Source organism: Streptomyces sp. NPDC087906 (genome assembly GCF_055584925.1).
Window position 1 is genome coordinate 187572 of the sequence record NZ_JBVJLC010000011.1, and the last position, 13979, is coordinate 201550.

Consider the following 13979-nt stretch of genomic DNA (forward strand, 5'->3'; position numbering starts at 1 on the left):
GATTTCACACGCACTTCCGGGTCGCTTGCAAGGGGCATGACAACTCCGGTCCCTGTCCACGCGCCGGCACCGATGAAGAGGAGCATTGACATGGCGGACATGCCGACGGAAAACGCGCCGCGAACCGTCGAGGAATGGCGCAGCTACCTGGCCGAGTACGGCAGGGAGTACGTGGAGGCCCACGAGGACGAGGACCACTCGCGCTTGACGGACGAGCAGATCGAGAGCCAGTGGCTCGGTGCCGATCCGGCGGACGAGCAGACCATCGCGGCCCAGGAGCAGCGTCTGGGCATCCAATTCCCGCCCAGCCTGCGGGCGTTCCTGGCCGTCACCGACGGCTGGCAGGGAGTTGGGGGGTGGATCGACCAGATCAGTCCGTGTGCCGAGATCGACTGGATGCGGAACACCGGGCCGGGCGACAGTTTCATCCATCTCTATGCCGCCAGTGAGGAGTCCGAGGAGGACGAGGATCTCGTCAGCTTCGCCGACTTGTTCCGACGCGCCCTGCTGATCGCCACTGGCGAGGATCTCTGGCTGCTCGATCCCACCGAGATCGGGGCGGACGGCGAGTGGACCGCCCACGAGTTCGCGCCCAAGTACGGGACGGTCGAGGAGTATCCGAGCTTTGCCGAGCTGTTCCACGAGAGCAAGGACGAGATATGACAAGGGCCGGCATTGTCTTTCGGCACGGCATGGGGTTCAGTGGTCAGCCGTGATCATCAACACCGCCTTCCGGCGCCTCACGACCGCGTTAGCCATCCTCTCGGCCGTGCTCACCACGGCGGTGAGCGCACCCGTAACGGCCCAGGCCGTGGCCACGGCCACGGCGGACGTTACCGCCCCGCCCGAATTCGTTGCCCTGCGGGACGTGGCGCCGACCATTCCGCAAGAAATCCGGTACAACACCCCGCACAACTTCACCGGCAAGAGGATCAACGGCTACGAAGAGCCGCTGTGCATCCTCACCGCCCCGGCCGCGCAGGCTCTGGCGAAGGCGCAGCGGACGTTCCTCGCGCAGGGCTACACGCTGAAGGTGTACGACTGCTACCGGCCGCAGCGGGCCGTCGACGGGTTCGTGAGCTGGGCCGAGGATCTGGACGACGAGCTGATGAAGGGCGAGTTCTATCCACGGGTGGAGAAGACCGACCTCTTCACCGACGGATACATCGCGGCCAAGTCCGGGCACAGCAGGGGAAGTACGGTGGATCTCACCCTGGTGAAACTGCCGGCGGCCACCACCCGCCCCTATGTGCCGGGTGAGCCCCTTGTTCCCTGCTACGCGCCGGCCAAGAAGCGATTCCCGGACAACTCCATCGACATGGGGACGGGTTACGATTGCTTCGACACCCTGGCCCATACGCTTGATCCCCGCATCGTCGGCACCCAGCGGGCCAACCGACTGCGGCTGAAGAACGCCCTGGAATCCCTCGGATTCGTCAATCTCGCCGAGGAATGGTGGCACTTCACCTATTCGCCGGAAACTTTCCCCTCCGACTACTTCGACTTCCCGGTGTCCCGGGATTCGCTGACCGACTAGAGCCTGGTTCCGGAAGGAACGAGATGTCCCATACGGACAAGACAAAGCCGTTGTGGGTGCGCTGCGCCGAGCACCAGCCCCGTCCGCTCCACGACCACCGCCACGGCACGTGTGATCTGCCGCCGCGCCCCACGCGGGAGGAGTCGGAAACCCGCTGCCGCTGGGCCTATTCGTGGTTCGGCGAGACCTGCTGCTCGGGGCCCAACGGGCGTGCGGCCAAAAGGGAGTCGGGGCAGATGAACAGGGCGCACAACCGCGCGGACCGCTACGCGGGCCGGCTCGAAGCCCGCCGGCGCGTCATGGGGGACGACGGCTGCTGACCGGCCCGGCGCCCCTGGCCGGGACAGGCGTCCGACCGGGCACGGCAACGGCCCCCTCCCCATGGTCCTGACCGGGGAGGGGGCCGTTCGCCTACCTGGTCAACTGCCGGAGCAGCCGGCCACGGTCGCCTGCGACGCGTCGTGGATCAGCGCGTCCTGCGCCGCCTTCAGCCGTTTCACATCGGGCTTGACGATCTTCCGGTCGTAGGTCACCAGGCCGTTGAGTTCGCCCTCCACATCCGAGATCTGCGTGTACACAGCGCCGTTGCTGCCCTGGCACGCCAACTGGTGCACCTCGGCGAGCCGCGCCAGGTAGTCGTCCGTGTAGGCCGCGGGGTCGACGTCCACGTACGACTGCTGCACCGCCCAGGCGTGCCCGGGGACGGCGAGTCCGAGTCCGCCGTACTCACCGCTCACCAGGGCGCGCTTGCCGTCGGGGTGGGGCGGCAGGGCGGGACTCGGATAGCCGTGCTCGTCCATGATGTCGCCGGTCCCGCCGTCAGCGCCCAGGTTGAGCCCCGACATGTTGTTGACCAGCCGTGTCGGGTCCCAGGCCTTGGCCTGTTCGGCGATGCGGCCCACGTCGTACTGGCCCCAGCCCTCGTTGAAGGTGACCCACATGACCACCGAGGGGTGGCTGCTGTGCTGGTCGATCATGGTCTTCAGCTCGCGCTCGTACTCGGCGCGCGCGGCCGTGTCCGGCTCGGCGCTCATGGCCGGCATGTCCTGCCAGACCAGCAGGCCCAGCTTGTCCGCCCAGTAGAACCAGCGATCGGGTTCCACCTTGATGTGCTTGCGGACGGAGTTGAAGCCCATCTGCTTGTGCGCCTTGAGGTCGTAGGCCAGGGCCTCGTCGGTCGGCGCGGTGTGCAGGCCGTCCGGCCAGAAGCCCTGGTCGAGCGTGGCCATCATGAAGACGGGCTTGCCGTTGAGTACGGTACGCGGGGTGCCGTTCACGTTTTCGACGGCGATGGAGCGCATCCCGAAGTAACTGCCCACCTGGTCCTGCCCGACGCGCACCTTGAGCGTGTAGAGGAACGGGTCGTCCGGGGACCAGAGATGGGCCTTGTTGATCTTCAGACTGACCGGTGCGCCCGTGCGTCCGGTGACGGTCGCGATCTTCCGCTTGCCGTCATAGGCGGTTGCCGTGACCGGCACACCGTCCGCTACGCCCTTGACCTCGACGCTCGCGCGGCCGGCCGGGACGTCCGGGGTGATCTTGAGGTCGGCGGCGTGCGTGGCGGCCACCGGCTCCAGCCACACGGTCTGCCAGATGCCGGAGGACGGGGTGTACCAGATGCCGCTGGGGTCGAGGCGCTGCTTCCCGACGGGCGGGTTCTCGCCGTCCGCGGCGTCGGTCGGGTCGTAGACGCCGACGATCAGCTCCTGGGTACGGCCCGGCTTCAGCGCTTTGGTGATGTCGGCGCTGAACTTGTCGTAACCGCCCTTGTGTTGGGCGACGGCCTTGCCGTTGACGTACACGTCGGCCTGCCAGTCGACAGCTCCGAAGTTGAGCTGGAGATGCTTGCCCTTGCCGACCTTCCAGTCCTTGGGCACGGTGAAGGTGCGGCGGTACCACATCCGGTCCTCGTGGCGTTCGATGCCGGAGAGCTGGGACTCGACCGGGTACGGCACGAGGATCTTCTCGGCGAGCTGCTTGCCGACGGGGGGCTTGTCGCCGGGCCGGGCGGCGGCGAACTGCCACTGGCCGTTGAGGTTCTGCCAGTCGTCGCGGGTGAGTTGGGGCCGCGGGTACTCGGGGTGGGCGTTCTTCGGCCCCACCTCGTCGGCCCACTTGGTGCGCAGCTCGTACTCGGAGCCGTTCGGGCCGCTGCTCCAGAACTGCCCGACGGCGGCGCCGTCCGAGCCGGTCAGGCCGCCGTTGCCGTCATACGTGAGGTCGGCCTGGCCGGTGGCGCCGCCGCCCTTCTTGCCGACGACGGGTTCCTTGAGTCCGACGACGAGGGAGCGCGGGTCCGCGGGGTCGGCCTTGACCGTGCCGAGCGGCCACTTGGCGCCGCCGATGACGGCCTGCAGATGATCCACGAGACCGTTCGGCGGGGCCGCGAGGGGCTGTGCGAAGTCGAGTTTGAGGCTGCGGCCGTCCTTGAGGACGGTGGTGGAGATGGCTCCGTCGTAGTCCCAGTCGGCGGGGATGCGGAACGCGGAGGAAGGGATCGCTTCCTTCTGCCGGCCGGGTTCGGTCCAGCGCAGATGGAGGTTGGATCCGCCGGTGTGCTCGAAGTACTCGACCTTGATGTCGTAGGCCTTCCCTGCCGTCAACTCGACCGGCTGGGAGGTCTGTTCCACCTCCCAGTCGTCCACCCAGTGGTCGATGGCCAGCTTGCCGTCGACCCAGAGCCGGAAGCCGTTGTCGCCGATGACGGAGAAGGTCGTCGCACCGGTCTCCTCGGGCACGATCTCGCCCGTCCAGCGCACGCTGGCGTTGTCGGCCTGGCCGGTGGCGGTCTGCAGCCGGGAGTCGAGGCTGCCGAAGTCGATGTTCGGGTCGAATCCGGTGGCCTTCAGCTCACCGAAGTCGAAGGCGCCCGGGGCGGACTGGGTGAAGTACTCGCCCTTGAGACCGTGTGCTCCTGCGGGGTCTTCGGCGGCTCCTGCGGCCCCGGCCGACGGCGGCACGGACAGTACGGCGAGGCCGAGCCCTGCGGCCAGAAGCATGGCCAGTTTGCCTCTGAGTCGTTTGGTGCGCACGAATTCTCCTTGACTGAGATGCGGCTCTCGATTACCAACAGTCAGTACAACGTTGGAAACAGTGGCCGTTGCATGACAACATGCCACCGGGCAGGCTGTCCAGAGTCGTGCCGACCTTGACCGGGCGAACGCCGCGCACGCGTTCCCCCGCCAGGAAAAACTCGGAGTCCCGGCGGACGATGGACGGGGGAAGGCGAGAGCGGAGCAAGGGAGCGGCCATGTCGGACACCAGCACCGTCGCTGTTCTCGGCGCGGGCGCGCTCGGCGCGGCGATGGCGCGGCGGCTCGGCGAGAGCGGCCATGAGGTGCGGCTGTGGAACCGTACGGAGGAACGGGCCCGTGCGGCGGCCGAGCACGCTGTCGGCGTCACGGCGGTGGCAGGCGTGGGCGACGCGGTGTCGGGCGCCGCCGTCGTCATCACCGTGCTCCGTGACGGTGACGCCGTGTCCGCGGTCATGTCGGACGCGCTCCCTCTGCTGGGCGCCGGCACCGTCTGGGTGCAGGCGAGCACGGTGGGGCCGCAGAGCGCCGCCGACCTCGCCAGGACAGCCCGCGATCACGGCGCCGACTACCTCGACGCACCGGTTTCGGGGAGCACCGCTCCCGCTCGGCAGGGCAAGCTCGTCTGGCTCGTGGCCGGCCGGCAGGACGTCCTCGCGCGGGCGCGCCCCGTCCTCGACGCGCTCGGCTCGTCCGTGCAGCACGTGGGGACGGGGGTCGAAGGCAGCGCCGTCAAGCTCGCGGTCAACGCGTGGATGGCGGCGTCCACGGTCGCCATGAGCGACGTCCTCGCGTTGTGCGACGCGCTCGGCGTCGACCATGCGACATTCGTCCGGGTCCTGGGGGCGGGTCCGCTCGCGATGCCGTACGAGCTGCAGAAGATCGACGCCATGGACGACGCGTCGTACGCACCCGGATTCGCGGTCCGACTCGCCCTCAAGGACCTCGACTTGGCCTCGGCGGCTGCCGCCCCCAGCCCGCTGCTCCAAGCCGTCCGCGACCGTCTGGACGCGACCGCTGCGGCCGGGCACGGCCAGGACGACCTCGCGGCCGTCGACCACGCGAGGAAACCGCAGGCCGGTGGAGCGGGTTGAGCTTCGGTTCAGGTGCGCGCGGTGCGGCGGCGGCCGGGGGTGCGGAGGTACGCCAGCGCCATGTCGCCGAGTTCGCCGGCGTATTGGCTCAGGGCCGCCTCGCCGGTGACGGGATCGGGGCGTACGGAGTTGTGGAAGCAGGCGCCGAGGACGGCGCGGGCGGCGGTGTCCAGGGCCGCTTCCGGGTCGGAGCGGCGGATCTCGTGGATGTACGGGGCCGCCGCTTCGAGCAGCAGGCGGTGGATCTCGGTGATCGTGCGGGCTCCGCGGTCCAGCGCACCGGCTCCCCGCGCCCGCAGCAGTTCGGGGAAGAGGTTGCTGTGGTCGGCGAAGGACCGCAGCAGCGCGTGGGCATAGGCGTCCATGACGCCGGCGAGTGACGGTTCGGCCGTGCGCAGTCGCTCCGCGACGTACTCCTCGCGCCGCTCCAGCATCCGCTCCGTGAGGGCGGCGATCAACTGCTCCTTGCCCTCGAAGCGGCGGTAGATCGAGCCGACAGCGACGCCGGCCCGCTCCGCGACGCCGGTCATCGTCATCTCTTCCAGGCCGGACGAGGAGGCGATGTCCTCGGCCGCCCGCAGGACGCGCGCGAGCGTCGCGGCGCTGCGGGCCTGCCGGGGCTGCCGGTAGGGCGCCGCGCTGTTCGGCTCGTCGGTCATGTCACGCATCGTATCGGCGGCGGTATCGGCAGGTGTTCTAGACAAGTCGCGGACACCTCCGGGTACGCTCAAAATGCGAATGTGAATTCATGTTCGCATTCTAGCGAGGGGACCGACCATGACCGACAGCCGCACCGCCCCCGCCCCCGCCCCCGCCGCGCCCGTGACCGTGACGCTCACGTCAGGGCCGACCGGCGCCGGGAGCATCGACGACTTCGAGCTGTTCTACGCCCGCCGCGCCCTGGACCGGTTCAGGACGCGGCTGGGGCGCCAGGGCCTGCTCGACCTCCTGGCGGCCGACATCGAGGAAGGCAACGCCTTCCTGCGCGACAGCGCCCGCGCCTCCGACGGCGGTTTCACGGCGGGCACGACAGTGCTCACGACACGAGGTCTCACCGCGGGCGCGTTCCTGGCCTGGATGGACGGCGCCTTCGCGGGCGACGAGAAGGCACTCCTCGCTGCGCACCCCGAGCACTATGTGATGGCCCCGGAGGCGGACGGCTCGTTCAACGTGGTGGAGAACATCGGCCCCCACGTCTGCTCGTTCTTCATGGGCGGCTGGGGAACGGACGCGATGGCATGGGCGGCGGACGCGCCCGAACTCCTCCCGGAGGAAGAGTTTCCGCACAAGATGTCGTCGAACCTCTTCCTCTCCGACGGCACGGTCGTCGGACGGGCCCTGACCCAGTTCGGCGACACCCCGGACGGCTTCACCGCGAGTCTGACGGTCTACGTGCCGACGTCCTGCCCGCAGGAGGTCCTGGAGCACCATCTGCGGCACTACGCGGTCGAGTTCAGGAACTGGATCGTCGCCGCGGCGGCTTGAGCGAGCTTGGCGCGTTCGCGAACCGTGCCGGACGAGGCCGACGTTGGCGATGTATCAGCGGGAGCCGGTGGGGGCCGGAGCCGGTGCGGTGAGGAGCAGGGTTTCGTACGTGTGGTGGCGGCGGGTGCCGGTGCGGTGGTGCAACAGCTCGGCCGCGCGGGCGTGTTCGCCCGCGTCGACGAGGGCGCGGGCGCGGGTGTCCTGGATGATCTCGCGCTCCACCCGAACTCCCCCGATCCGTTCGGCCTTCTCACCCAGGCCGCTCAGCAGGTCCGCCGCCGCGCGCGGGCGTCCCGCTGTGATCTCCGCCAGTGCCTGGACCACCGGAGCCAGGACATCGCGGTAGTCGGCACGTTCGTCGGCCGACGCCCGGCGGGACAGCAGGTGCAGGTCCTCCGTCGCGCTCTCCACGGCCAGCGCCAGGGCGAGGTTGAAGGTGTGGAAGATCTCCGCCGTCCCGCCCGGCGCGGCGAGCAGTTCCCGGATGTGGTCCGGGTCGCTGCGGCCGGCCGGCGACTGACCTGCCAGGAGCAGGCGCCAGTTCGTGGCGGCCCGCATGCCGACGTCCGTACGCACCAGTGCCGTGTCGGCCCGTCGGCGCGCGTCGGCGAAGTCACCGCAGGCGATGGAGTGCAGTGCGGCGTGCCAGTTCAAGTGCCGTGCCTGGACGGCGTGCGGGTCCGGGGCAAGCCAGTCGTCCAGGAAGCGGATGCCGGCCGGGCCGGTGCCCAGCTCGTGCTCGGCGTGGGCGAGGGCGTGCGCCGCCACACCGGCGCGGGGATTGAGGGCCAGGGCCCGCTCTGCCAGTTCGTGCGCCTCGCGCGCCCGGCCCTGCTCCGCCCTGGTCGAGGCCAGCCAGCTCACCCACGGCCAGTTTCCCGGCCCTGCCAGCTCGGCCTGACGCTCCATCAGGGCATCGCCCTGCGCGCGGTGGTCGGCGTCTTCGCAGGCGGAGAACGCACCCAGCATGAGGCCGGCCTGCTCGTCGGTGGGCCAGCGGTCGAAGTGCCCCGCCAAGTGATCGGCCGTGAGCCGGTATTGCCGGTGGGTGTGGAGGAACACCCCGTAGACCAGGCTCGCCTCCCGCTCGCCCGCGGCCCGCGCGTCCCGGTGCGCGATCACCAACTGCTCTTTCAGTACGGCGTCGTCCCAGTGCCCGCCGGCCGCCAGCGCGAGCAGCGCCCGCGCCACACCGCAGTCCGGTTCCGAGCCGACCCACTCGCGCAGCAGCGGCAGCGTCCGCCCGCTCAGGGCCAGCAGCGCCGCCACGGCCCGCTCCGCCAACGGCCGCTCGGCCAGCGGCGCGTCTTCCGCCGTCCCCCTCAGCGCCGTCCCATTCACCGCTGTCCCGCCGGTCACCCGCTGCTCGGCGCCCTGCTCACACACTGGACATGAACACGGCCGTGCAGATGATCCCGCTGTTGCCGCAGTGGTTACGCGGCAGACTCAGCGGCAAGCCGGTCTGGTTGCCGTTCGCGAGTCCGCTGCCCGTCACCGTGGCGCCCTCGGCCCTGGCGTCGTCGTGGGCGGCGCAGGTGTTGCCGAGCGCCGCGTTCCCGACCCCGACGACATTCGCCTGAGCGGGCCCGGCCGGAAGCAGCGCCACCCCGGCCACCGCGCCCAGCATCGCGGCCCGCGCACCCACGCGCCCCGCACTGCCGCCCGCGCCACGCGTCGTCTCCACACCCATCAGGTTCCTCCTTCGTCCTGGACCGGACCGGCCCTGTCCGCACTCCCCCAACGAGAGAACCCGGCGCACGACACGCGAATACCCCGAGGTCACCCCCGGTCGGATGGCAGGGCGGCCAGGGCCGCGCGTGCCTTCGGTGCGTGGAGCGGGCTGAAGTGCGGGTTGACGGCGAGGGCCCGCTTCAGTCCGTCCCGTGCGGCGGCCGTGTCGCCGAGGGACCGCTGGATCATCGCGCGGTGGTAGTGGAACAGGGCGTTGCGGGTGCCGAGGGCGAGCGCCCGGTCGGACTCGGCGAGCGCCTCGTCGTCCTGGCCGTTGACATGCAGCGCCCAGGCCAGGGCGTCGTGGGAGTCCAGGAACGGGCGGCTCTTGAGGCCCTGTCGGGCGATGGTCAGAGCGCGTTCGTGGTCCCCGTGGTCGGCTTCGAAGAGCGCGGCGTCCGCGTCGAGGGCGACACCGTTGTCGGTGAAGAGTCGCTGTTCGGCGCGGAAGACCTGGAACTGCTGGGCCGCTTCCCGTCGATGGCCCAGCGACTGGTGCAACTCGCCGAGCTGGAGCACGTATTCGGGAAGCGGTACGCGCTGCACCGCGCGGCTGAGGTCGGCGACCGCCGCCGTCATCTTCCCGAGCGCGGCCTCGGCCCTGGCCTTCGCCTGGAGCAGCGGGGTGTAGGAGGGAGCAACCCGCAGCCCCGCCTCGGCCTCCGTGAGCGCGGTGGCGGGATCGCCGTTGTTGAAGGCGAGTTCGCCGAGGTAGTAGTGGGCGAACGCCTGGTCGGCGGGGCCGGCCGCGTCCTGGAGCACGCGCCGCATGTCGGTACGGGCGGTCCGCGTGTCGCCGCGCAACTCGGCGACGTAGGAGGCGCGGGACAAGGACGGGGTGCCGGGTTTGAGGTCGACCATCTTCTGTACGGCGCCGGCCGCTTCGGCGTAGCGGCCGAGCTGGGTGTAGGCGTCGGCGAGCGTGCCGTACAGCGACGCGTTGTACGGATTGACGGCGACGGCGCGCCGGGCCCAGCCGAGCGCCTGGGTGAAGCGGTGGCGGCCCGCCTCCAGCGCGCCCATGCCGCCCATCGCGGTGAAGTTGTCCACCGGGTCGAGCGCCAGCGAGCGCTTGAGGGCGGCTTCGGCCTTGGGGTAGTACGTCGGGTCGGCGGTGGTCTTCGCCTGCTGGACGTAGTCGAGGCCGAGCGTGCCCAGCGCGACGGCGTCCTTCGGGTTCTGCCGCAGGTGGATCTGGAGCGCGGTGATGCCGGCCGTCAGCGAGTCGGCTCCGGTCGCGGGTCCGCCCGCCCGGGTGCGGGGCGGACCTGCGGGGGCCCGCTGGTCGCTGTGCCAGGGCGCCAGGCCGATGCCCCCGGCGGCGAAGAGTCCCACACCGAGCGCCGTGGTCAGGGCGGCGGACAACAGGGGGCGCCGGCGCGCTGCGCGCCGGCGGAGGTGGTGCGTCAATTCCCGCTCCGGTGAGGGTGGTTGGACGGGCGGACGGGCGGACGGGCGGAGTGGCGGACTACGAGTGCTTCGGCGCCGGGGCCTTGAGCGTCGCGTAGACGACGACGTTGTCCCGGTAGCCGCCGCGCTCACGGTCGTAGCTGCCGCCGCAGGTGATCAGCCGCAGCACGGGAGGCCCTGCCGTGACGTACACCTGGTCGTCGGGGAAGGCGTCCTTCTCGTACTGGCGCAGGGCCCGGACGGTGAAGGCGGCCTTGGTGTGGTCACCGCGTTCGACACTGATCGTGTCGCCCGGGTGGAGTGTGGACAGGCCGTAGAAGGCGGCGGGTCCGGTGGCCGAGTCGACGTGGCCGACGATGACGGCGGCGCCCGGATCGCCGGGCCGCGGGCCGTCGCTCCACCAGCCGATCTGGTCGGGACGCGCCGGTACGCCGAGGTGGCCGTCCTGCTGCACCCGCAGGCCGATGAGCGCGTGGTCGAGGCCGATCGCCGGTATTCGTATGCGCATCGGCGGCGCGGCGCGCGGGTGCTGCGTGGCGGTGCGGCCGTCGGCGCCCTGCGGCAGCGGGAGCGCGCCTATGTCGACCTGCGCGGGCGCCGGGGTCTCGTCGGTGACGAGGGCGACGGTGCCGGTGACCGCCAGCCCGACGCCTGCGGCGAGAGCGGCGAGAGCGGCTGTCCTCCGGTGGCGCGACGGTCGCCCGCCCTCCGGTGCGGAGGGCGGGCGACCGTCAGTGGCGGGGCCGTTCACGCCTGCCCTGCGCGCCGGCGGCGCAGAGCGAGGACTCCGGCGCAGGCCAGGAGCGCGCCGCCGCCGATGGCGGCCGCGGAGGCGACGGGGAAGTCCCCGCCGAAGGCGCTGCCGCCGAAGCCGGCGCCGACACCGCCGTCCGGGTGCAGGGAGTCGGCCTGGTTGACCGCTGCGGTGTTGGGCAGCGCCACGTACGGGAACGTGTCGCCGGGCTGGCGGTACGGGGTGTCGACCGCGTCTCCGGCGGCCAGCGCGGGCACGATCTTGCCGGTCTGCGCGGCGCCTTCGAGCGCCTGGAGTTCGATGTCGACGACGTCGTCGTTGAGCCTGCGGCCGTTGGGGAAGCCGCCCAGGTCGCCGCCGATGACACCGAGCCGGTTCGGGTTGGCCGAGACCGGCACGGACATGTTGAGCCGCAGTTCCTCGGCGGGCAGGAACGCCTTCTTGTCGACGTCCGCGTTGAGCAACTGCGAGTTGAGGTCCGCCTTGACCGGGCCGCACGCCTTGCAGATGCCGGTCAGGAAGATCTCGACCAGGTCGTTGCGGGGTGTGGCGGGCGCCGGGACCTTGTAGATGTTCTGGATGAGCTTGGGCACGATCGGGTCCTTGACCGCGTTCACGACCGGGGTGACCGTGTGGTCGTCGACCGGCGGCAGCGCGTTGAAGGCGTCCTTGTACTTGAGGGGCACGACCACCTCGTTGACCAGCGGGTTGCCGAGGCGCGAGACCTGGCGCCAGCCGCCTTCGCCGCCCTTGTCTGGCGTAGCCGGACCGCCCTTGCCGTCAGCCGCCGGCTCCGCGTTCTCGCTGCCCTTGCCGGTGACGACCGCGCCCTGCCGGTCGGTGGTGGACCACACGCCGACCACGGGGTTGCGGGTGACGTCGCCGTTCAGTGCCAGGTCCTTCTTGGGCACCTGGATGGCGATGGTGTTGACGTTGTACCCGGCGAGTGTGTTGTGGCCGGTCTCCTTGAGGTTGCCCCCGTAGAGCAGGTCGAAGATCCGCAGATCCAGGAAGAACGGGTCGGACGCCTGCCCCGCGTACGTCTGACCGCCGTTCGGCAGGGACACAGTGGCCTGCTCGCGCAGCGCCGCGTAGTCCGGCATCGACGCCTTGCCGACGTTCGACGGCGCTGCCGGGGCGTCCTTGAGCAGTGTCTTGGTGTTGCCACTGCCGTCGGTGGCCGTCAGGGAGTACGTCTGGCGGAAGTTCAGTGTGTCGTCGTCCAGGGACTTCACCACGCCGGTGTTGTAGAGGAACTGGTTGGCGTCGTCCCTGACGTGGCTGGTGAACGACCAGGTGTACGTGGTGTCCGGCTTGCCGTCGCCGTTCGCGTCGATCTTGATGTTGTAGTGCGCGTCGTCGGCGAACGGGTAGAAGTTCGGGCCGCCGTTGGGCTCCTCGAACGGGATCCAGTTCGCCACCAGGGTGACCGTGTCCGGCTTGTCCGGGCTGGTGAACGCGTAGACGTCCGTGTTGTCGGCCTTCGGGTCACCTGCCGTCAGCGGGGCCTCGCGGTGGCTGGAGGCGGCGCTCGTACCCGGCGCGAGGCCGGTAACAGCGGCGGCGGCCACCAGCGCGAGGGTGCCGAGGGAGGCGAGCGCGCGTTCTGCCGGGCGTCCCGGAATTCTGCGGCGTGACGGGCGGGAGGACTGCATGGGCCATCCATTTCCGGTGTGGTCGCCGCGCCTCGCGTGGACCGGGCGGGGGTGCGGCTGGGAGCGGTGGATGCTCGAAGCCCCACACGGACCTGTACGGCCTCGCCCTTCGCGGCGTGAGCCATGCGGTAAAAGGCCAGCAATGTGACTTAAAGCTACGACCAAGTCACCATGCGTGCGGAGTGCCCGCAACGCGGCTGAGCCGAACGGGCAGGCGCCGCCGCCTCCCGTGCCGCCGTTGACAAAACGGAACACGGTTCCGTAAATTAAACGGAACGATGTTCCGATTCCAGTGGCGTCCGAAGCTGCCGCCACTGACCGCTGAATGGATCCCCCTCATGAGTGGACCTTCCGCCACGCCCGTCCTGTCGGTCAGCCCCGTGGTGCTGCCGGCTCCCGGCCGGGCCGTGGATCTGGAGCTACGGGTCTCCGCACCCGTGACCGGCGGCGACCTGCCGGTGATCCTGCTGTCGCACGGCCAGGGCATGTCGAACAACCTCTCCTCGCTGAACGGCTACGCCCCTCTCGCCACCTTCTGGGCGGCGCACGGCTTCGTCGTCGTCCAGCCCACCCATCTGAGTTCCAGGACCCTGAGCCTGGATCCCGGCACCCCAGGGGCGCCGCTGTTCTGGCGCTCGCGCGCGGAGGACATGCGGCGCGTGCTCGACCAGCTCGACGCGGTCGAGGCCGCCGTACCGCAGCTCGCCGGCCGCCTGGACCGGAGCAGGGTCGCCGTGGCGGGGCACTCCATGGGCGGCCACACCGCGAGCCTGCTGCTGGGCGCGCGGCTCACCGATCCGGACGACGGCGCGGAGGTGGACATGGCCGACCCACGGATCAAGGCGGGGGTCCTGCTCGGCGCGCCCGGCAGGGGCGGCGACGCCCTCAGCGAGTTCGCGGCGACGCACTACCCCGTCTTCCTGACCACGGACTTCTCCCGGATGACGACGCCGACCCTGGTGGTCGCCGGCGACAAGGACACCTCGACGCACCTGACGGTCAACGGCCCGGACTGGCATGCCGACCCGTACGTCCTCGCCCCGGGCCCCAAGTCCCTGCTCACCGTGTTCGAAGCGGAACACGGCTTCGGCGGTGTCTCGGGTTACGACGTCGCCGAGACCACGGACGAGAACCCGGCGCGGGTGGCTGCGGTCGCCCGTCTCACCTGGGCGTATCTCCGCAGCGAGCTGTACCCCGGAGACCCCGCCTGGCAGGCCGCACGCGCCGCGCTGACCACGGGGCCCGAAGCGCTCGGCCGGGTCGAGTCCAAGTAGCTCGGCT

The 13979-nt window shown here is 70.6% G+C and carries 13 protein-coding genes; 6 read left to right on the forward strand and 7 right to left on the reverse strand.

The genetic code is table 11. The features are described 5' to 3' along the window. Positions 1 to 90: 90 nt before the first annotated feature. The 3 genes from ACZ63I_RS27875 to ACZ63I_RS27885 are packed head-to-tail and all read left to right on the forward strand — an operon-like array spanning position 91 to position 1857. Positions 91 to 663, forward strand: a complete 573-nt coding sequence (locus ACZ63I_RS27875) for an SMI1/KNR4 family protein (RefSeq protein WP_469341874.1) — start codon at positions 91 to 93, stop codon at positions 661 to 663. Between the two features lie 49 nt (positions 664 to 712). After that, on the forward strand, positions 713 to 1537 hold the full coding sequence (locus ACZ63I_RS27880) for a M15 family metallopeptidase (RefSeq protein ID WP_469341876.1): 825 nt from the start codon (positions 713 to 715) through the stop codon (positions 1535 to 1537). A 23-nt stretch (positions 1538 to 1560) separates the two neighbouring features. Then, the gene (locus tag ACZ63I_RS27885; RefSeq protein ID WP_469341877.1) at positions 1561 to 1857 is read left to right on the forward strand and encodes a hypothetical protein; all 297 of its coding nucleotides are present in this window, start codon (positions 1561 to 1563) and stop codon (positions 1855 to 1857) included. Positions 1858 to 1956: 99 nt separating this feature from the next. On the opposite strand, the gene ACZ63I_RS27890 is transcribed toward ACZ63I_RS27885, so the two are convergent. After that, the gene (locus ACZ63I_RS27890) at positions 1957 to 4569 is read right to left on the reverse strand and encodes a PA14 domain-containing protein (RefSeq protein WP_469341879.1); all 2613 of its coding nucleotides are present in this window, start codon (positions 4567 to 4569) and stop codon (positions 1957 to 1959) included. Between the two features lie 80 nt (positions 4570 to 4649). Between ACZ63I_RS27890 and ACZ63I_RS27895 the strand changes: the two genes are divergently transcribed. Beyond that, positions 4650 to 5663, forward strand: coding sequence for an NAD(P)-dependent oxidoreductase (locus ACZ63I_RS27895; RefSeq protein ID WP_469341880.1), 1014 nt, complete (start codon positions 4650 to 4652; stop codon positions 5661 to 5663). An 8-nt stretch (positions 5664 to 5671) separates the two neighbouring features. On the opposite strand, the gene ACZ63I_RS27900 is transcribed toward ACZ63I_RS27895, so the two are convergent. Continuing rightward, complete coding sequence (locus ACZ63I_RS27900) at positions 5672 to 6322, reverse strand: TetR/AcrR family transcriptional regulator (protein ID WP_469341881.1); 651 nt, start codon at positions 6320 to 6322, stop codon at positions 5672 to 5674. Positions 6323 to 6440: 118 nt separating this feature from the next. On the opposite strand from ACZ63I_RS27900, the gene ACZ63I_RS27905 reads away from it, so the two are divergent. Beyond that, positions 6441 to 7148: a hypothetical protein gene (locus ACZ63I_RS27905; protein ID WP_469341882.1), complete on the forward strand. Its 708-nt coding sequence runs from the start codon at positions 6441 to 6443 to the stop codon at positions 7146 to 7148. A gap of 54 nt (positions 7149 to 7202) precedes the next feature. Here ACZ63I_RS27905 and ACZ63I_RS27910 read toward each other — a convergent pair whose 3' ends face one another. From ACZ63I_RS27910 to ACZ63I_RS27930, 5 genes are all read right to left on the reverse strand, one after another. Beyond that, positions 7203 to 8534, reverse strand: coding sequence for a tetratricopeptide repeat protein (locus ACZ63I_RS27910; RefSeq protein WP_469341884.1), 1332 nt, complete (start codon positions 8532 to 8534; stop codon positions 7203 to 7205). Next, a complete protein-coding gene (locus tag ACZ63I_RS27915) occupies positions 8527 to 8838 on the reverse strand; it encodes a chaplin family protein (RefSeq protein WP_469341885.1) in 312 nt (103 codons plus the stop codon). Before ACZ63I_RS27915 ends, ACZ63I_RS27910 begins: the two co-directional genes overlap by 8 nt. An 89-nt stretch (positions 8839 to 8927) precedes the next feature. Further along, a complete protein-coding gene (locus ACZ63I_RS27920; RefSeq protein WP_469341886.1) occupies positions 8928 to 10244 on the reverse strand; it encodes a tetratricopeptide repeat protein in 1317 nt (438 codons plus the stop codon). A gap of 103 nt (positions 10245 to 10347) precedes the next feature. Continuing rightward, a complete protein-coding gene (locus ACZ63I_RS27925) occupies positions 10348 to 11040 on the reverse strand; it encodes a class F sortase (protein ID WP_469341887.1) in 693 nt (230 codons plus the stop codon). Next, positions 11037 to 12698 (reverse strand): DUF4331 domain-containing protein, encoded by a 1662-nt coding sequence (locus ACZ63I_RS27930; RefSeq protein ID WP_469341889.1) that lies wholly within the window; start codon positions 12696 to 12698, stop codon positions 11037 to 11039. The genes ACZ63I_RS27925 and ACZ63I_RS27930 overlap by 4 nt, the downstream gene beginning before the upstream one ends. Positions 12699 to 13036: 338 nt before the next feature. Between ACZ63I_RS27930 and ACZ63I_RS27935 the strand changes: the two genes are divergently transcribed. After that, positions 13037 to 13972: an alpha/beta hydrolase family protein gene (locus ACZ63I_RS27935; protein WP_469341891.1), complete on the forward strand. Its 936-nt coding sequence runs from the start codon at positions 13037 to 13039 to the stop codon at positions 13970 to 13972. Positions 13973 to 13979 lie beyond the last annotated feature (7 nt).